Below are 5020 nucleotides of genomic sequence, written 5' to 3'. Positions count from 1 at the left end.
CATCTAGCTTATTTTTTTATGAAAGTGTTTCATTTTATTGGCCAGAAACAACCTTCTTTCGCTTTCATTGCTGTTGGTGTCTGCGTAATTATGAAGTTTTTTTATTTGGGCGATGTGGTATAAAATGATTTTTCAGTTTATCCAGCCCTAAATCCTCTTCGATCTTATCCAGTTCGTAGGACCATATTTTTTCATCCAAAATTTCGTTAAGAACTTTCGGATTGGTGAGGTCTACAGGACGTACACGCTGTTCCCTATTGATTGGGGAGGTCAGTTCCTGTAAACTGCCGCTATGTCTGATGATCTGGAAACGGAAAGTGGGCCATTTTCCAACATTTGCAAAGTTGCCTGTATAGAACTGCATAGAATCGTGCGGCGGTATCTTATTGCTAAAAATACCTTTCACTTTATTTGCTGTAGCTTCAGCTACAGATACCAGGAGCTCAAAGCTGGTTTCATTGATGATATGTAATTTGGCGAGTCCATCTTTGTGATCTCCCGAGATCGCCAAAAGTATCCCTTTTTCGATAAATCGATGCGGTGTCAGTGGAGTCGCATGCTGATCAAGCTCATCATCTGCACGGCGCATATTGCCGAAAACAAGCGTGATTTTGTCCATTGGCACGGGAATCTCAAAACCAGTGTCGTCTGTAACACCGACAATATCGTTGGGTTGCATGGATGTAATATGTCCCTCTATGGGTTCATCGACAAAGCGGACTAAGTCGCCTATTCTAAATTTCATGGTTAATTACTTTTGTGTCAATAATATATAATAGCTTTTCAAGATCCGAGTGATCATTGTATAAATGAAATCCTACACGGATTCCCGAACCTCGGGGAAAGCATTTTATTCCCTCATCCAGGAGGGTTTGATAATATTCGGGGTTAATCTGTATATTGAAAATGTTGCTCTGTGGACGTCGGTTGACGATGCTGTCCAATAACAGTTTTCTGTCGGAAAGCTCAGCACGGGCATCTGCAAGCAGATTTTGGGTATAACTCACTGTATCGGAAAATCCCCATTGTTCCAATTGAAGTAGGGACTGTTGTAAAGTTCCGTGCGACAGTGTGTCCAGATGACCTGGTTCGAAACAGAGTTGTACCACAGATTTATTCATCCATTGATTGTTGAGAAAGCTGTAATTTTTTTGGACATCAGCATATAGAATTGCTTTGAGTCTGTCACTTAAAAGGACAAAACCATTTCCAAAACCTGCCATAAGCCATTTGTATCCACTGGATAGTACAGCGTCAAAGCCTGCATCCGCAAAATCAAAAACATCTGTTCCCAGAAACTGGGTGCCATCACCTACGATCAATAATTCGGGATGCTGATGTTTTAATTCCTGTATAAACGAAAGATCTATTTTTAATCCCGAAATATATTGCACAATGGACAGAATAAGCACGTCTGGTTTAAAGGTAGCGATGGCATCCAATAAATTAGCTTCTAGCTGTTCGTCCATCGTGACAAATTGATGTTCAAAACCGCTTATAATTGTAGGGAAATTAACCGAAGGATAATCATTGTCTAATAAGAGCACTTTCGATTGTTTCGGTAATCCTGCTAGCAGGGTATTGAAAGCAAAGGAAAAACAGCTGGATAGGAAGACATTTTGGGAGGGGCAATTGAAAAATTTACCAATTGTTTCTCGACAAGCATCCAACGTTGCCCCCTGCTGTTCGCGTAGGGTAGAGTTGGAGTCGAAGAAATCCTGATCCCTTTTCATGCGCCAGGCCTTTGTTTCACGTGAAAGTAAACCGGATCCCGGTGTGGTGAGGTAAGTTACCGCTGAGGCGATATCAAAATAGTTGCTATACGGACTGCTCATGTCTTTGGTCTTTTGTTAGTATTGCTAAATAATCTGTCAAGGAAAGGTATTCTCCGCCCATGCTTTCCAAATGGGGGGTGTGAAACTGGCAATCGATTAAACGTAAGTCAATTTCTTGTGCGAGAAAAATAAGGCCCGCTTTCGATGCATTGGGGACTTTTGAAAACATACTTTCGCCACAAAATACCCCATTGATTAGTACGCCATACAGTCCGCCAACTAGTAAGTTGTCTTGCCATACTTCCACCGAGTGTGCATAGCCCAATGCAGCAAGTTTACTGTATGCGTCAATCATGTCCTGTGTTATCCAGGTTCCTGCCTGATCTTTTCTATTGATTGCCGCGCAATGCTTTATGACTTCTTTAAAGTCGCGATCTATCGAGAAGGAAAAATTTTTCTTCCGGAGTATTCCTGCCATGCTCTTGCTAATCTTGATCTTGGAAGGGTAGATAACAAACCTGGGGTCAGGTGCATACCAGAGTATGGGGCTGTCGTCGCTGAACCAAGGAAAAATTCCATTACAATAGGCGAGTAGCAAACGATCAGCTGAAAGATCTCCACCTACAGCAAGTAAGCCATCTTCTTCCGCATAACTTGGATGCGGAAACTCAAGTTTTTTACTGTTCAGTTCAAATACCATCTTTATTTAGCATGCTGCGATAGATGGCACTATTCGGGTTGGCGTGGTTCTTTGCTGATCTCTTCAAATAGTTTGTCCATGTGTTCGACATATTCGTTGGTATCATCCAGGAAGAACTCCAATTGAGGAACTATTTTTACCTGATTTTTAATTTTTGCTCCTAGTTTGTAGCGTATTTCGGATGTTTTGGAACGAATAGCCTTAATATCTTCCTGTGCAGTCTTTGTATTCAAAAAACTCAAATAAGTGCGGGCGATTGCTAAATCTGGTGTAACCCGAACACGTGTCACCGTGATGAACGCTCCAGGAGCCCATGAATTACCTTCGCGTTGAAATAGTGCTGCTAAATCCTGTTGAATGACTCCAGCAAAACGTTGCTGTCTCTTGCTTTCTGTTCCCATCGTATACGTTTTATGTTGAATATTCTCAATTATGTTAAACAAAAATAGCCAAAATTTCAATTAAAAGAGAAATTTTGACGTGGGCGCACGCGCTGTCCACAATAAAACCTTCATGACTTCGAAGGCACCAACAGCAATGACAGCGCAAGAAGGTTCTATCTGGCCAATAAGATGAGATACTTTCAGAAAAAAATAAACAATGGTTATCGATTGAGAAAGGACGGACGTAAGGTTTAAAGCGAATTGAGACATACAAAAGAAAAAAGGCACATCTTGGTTTGACGTGCCTTTAAATTTCGATTCACAATTGGTTAGGTAATTTCTTTCAAGTTTTAAGACTTTGGGGTCTATCATATTTGGTTTGAAATTTCGGTGTATTTAAAGCGGTAAGTATTTACTAACCCTACCATCTTCTATTTTTTCATCTCCCTTACACTACAAACATAGGAATACTTAAAAAACTGACAAAATAACTTTTAAAAATAAAGTGAGTGGTTACTTATAAAATGTGTTTATTGCGATTTAACAAACTTTTAACATTTTATTTTTTTTGTAACAGCCCTTTTTTTTGCCTGAATATTTCTTTTTGAACAAGAATTGTCTTCCTGAAATGTCTGCAATCTTTGCATTGATATAACCATTTGCAATTGGTATTTTTGTAAAAATTGTATTTGATAGAATTATTAGAAGCTTCGATCAACACTAAACCGACCTCAGGCTTTTGATAAGGGTAGTATCAGAAAAGAAATTATACGAATGAAAATCTGGCAAAAAAATATAGATGTCGATTCTTTTGTAGAATCGTTTACCGTAGGCAATGACCGGGTCATGGATCTGCAACTTGCGGCTGCGGATGTTTTGGGCTCATTGGCCCATACGCGTATGTTGAACAGCATAGACTTGATGACCGATGCGGATCTTGCACTTGTGCAAAAAGAATTGAAAAATATCTATAAAGAAATCCTTGCTGGTGATTTTCACATTGAAGACTCCGTAGAAGACGTGCATTCGCAGGTTGAAATGCTGCTAACACAGCGTATCGGTGAGGCGGGTAAAAAAATCCATTCCGGCAGATCCCGTAATGATCAGGTATTAGTTGATTTAAAATTATACTTCCGCTCCGAAATTCAGCATATCATCGAAAATACAGAAGCGCTATTTAACCAACTGATACAACTCAGCGAGCGATACAAACATATTCTGATCCCGGGGTATACCCATTTGCAGATAGCGATGCCTTCGTCATTTGGATTATGGTTTGGTGCTTATGCCGAGAGCCTTGTTGATGATTTGGAGATGATGCGTGCAGCCTGGAAGGTTTGTAATAAGAATCCTTTAGGATCTGCTGCGGGCTATGGATCATCTTTTCCTTTAAATAGAACAATGACGACGCAATTGCTGGGATTCGAAGACTTAAATTACAATGTGGTCTACGCACAGATGGGCAGAGGGAAGACCGAACGCATCTTAGCACAAGGGATGAGCTCCATCGCAGCGACGTTGGCAAAGTTTGCAATGGATGTTTGCTTGTATATTAACCAAAATTTTGGATTTATCTCATTTCCGGCTCATTTGACTACCGGATCGAGTATCATGCCGCATAAAAAGAATCCCGATGTCTTTGAGTTGATCCGTTCACGCTGTAACAAAATCCAGGCATTGCCTAATGAAATTGCGTTAATGACAACCAACCTGCCGTCTGGTTACCATAGAGATCTTCAATTGTTAAAGGAGAATCTATTCCCGGCTTTTAAATCGCTCCATGAATGCCTTGAAATAGCAACTTTCATGTTGGAAAATATTTCCGTTAAAGAGAATATCCTGGATGATCCAAAATATGATTATTTGTTCTCCGTAGAAGTGGTGAACAATGAGGTGCTAAAAGGGGTGCCATTCCGTGAAGCCTATCGGACCATCGGTATCGATATCGACGAGGGACGTTTCAAACCATCAAAAGAGGTAAACCATACACACGAAGGCAGCATTGGAAATCTGTGCAATGATCAGATTCAACGTATGTTTGAACAGGTGAAAGCAACTTTTGGTTTTGAAAAGGTCCAAACAGCATTAGATGATCTTTTGGCATAAAAAATAAGATGTGCCATTCTCGGATGGACAATCGAAATAAAAAGACAACGGCCGAT

General features: G+C 40.3%; 5 protein-coding genes. 1 reads left to right on the top strand and 4 read right to left on the bottom strand.

All coding sequences use genetic code 11. The features are described 5' to 3' along the window. Positions 1–88 precede the first annotated feature (88 nt). Genes B3C94_RS21470 through rbfA form a run of 4 tightly spaced genes read right to left on the bottom strand, consistent with a single transcriptional unit; the run spans position 89 to position 2876 of the window. Positions 89–745 carry a hypothetical protein gene (locus B3C94_RS21470; RefSeq protein ID WP_293907614.1) on the bottom strand — a complete coding sequence of 219 codons (657 nt, stop codon included), beginning with the start codon at positions 743–745 and terminating at the stop codon, positions 89–91. Next, positions 735–1835 carry an aminotransferase class V-fold PLP-dependent enzyme gene (locus B3C94_RS21465; RefSeq protein WP_293907612.1) on the bottom strand — a complete coding sequence of 367 codons (1101 nt, stop codon included), beginning with the start codon at positions 1833–1835 and terminating at the stop codon, positions 735–737. The genes B3C94_RS21470 and B3C94_RS21465 overlap by 11 nt, the downstream gene beginning before the upstream one ends. Next, entirely contained in the window at positions 1819–2475 is a 657-nt protein-coding gene (gene aat / locus B3C94_RS21460) for a leucyl/phenylalanyl-tRNA--protein transferase (protein ID WP_293907610.1), read from the bottom strand. The genes B3C94_RS21465 and aat overlap by 17 nt, the downstream gene beginning before the upstream one ends. A 29-nt stretch (positions 2476–2504) precedes the next feature. Beyond that, the gene (gene rbfA / locus B3C94_RS21455) at positions 2505–2876 is read right to left on the bottom strand and encodes a 30S ribosome-binding factor RbfA (RefSeq protein ID WP_293907608.1); all 372 of its coding nucleotides are present in this window, start codon (positions 2874–2876) and stop codon (positions 2505–2507) included. A 756-nt stretch (positions 2877–3632) separates the two neighbouring features. Between rbfA and argH the strand changes: the two genes are divergently transcribed. Then, on the top strand, positions 3633–4964 hold the full coding sequence (gene argH / locus B3C94_RS21450; RefSeq protein ID WP_293907606.1) for an argininosuccinate lyase: 1332 nt from the start codon (positions 3633–3635) through the stop codon (positions 4962–4964). The last annotated feature ends 56 nt before the right edge of the window (positions 4965–5020 follow it).

It is taken from the genome of Sphingobacterium sp. UBA5670 (genome assembly GCF_002420705.1).
GTDB lineage: Bacteria > Bacteroidota > Bacteroidia > Sphingobacteriales > Sphingobacteriaceae > Sphingobacterium.
Note: the sequence above shows the minus strand (reverse complement) of the source record. Positions and strands in the feature narration are given on the sequence as shown.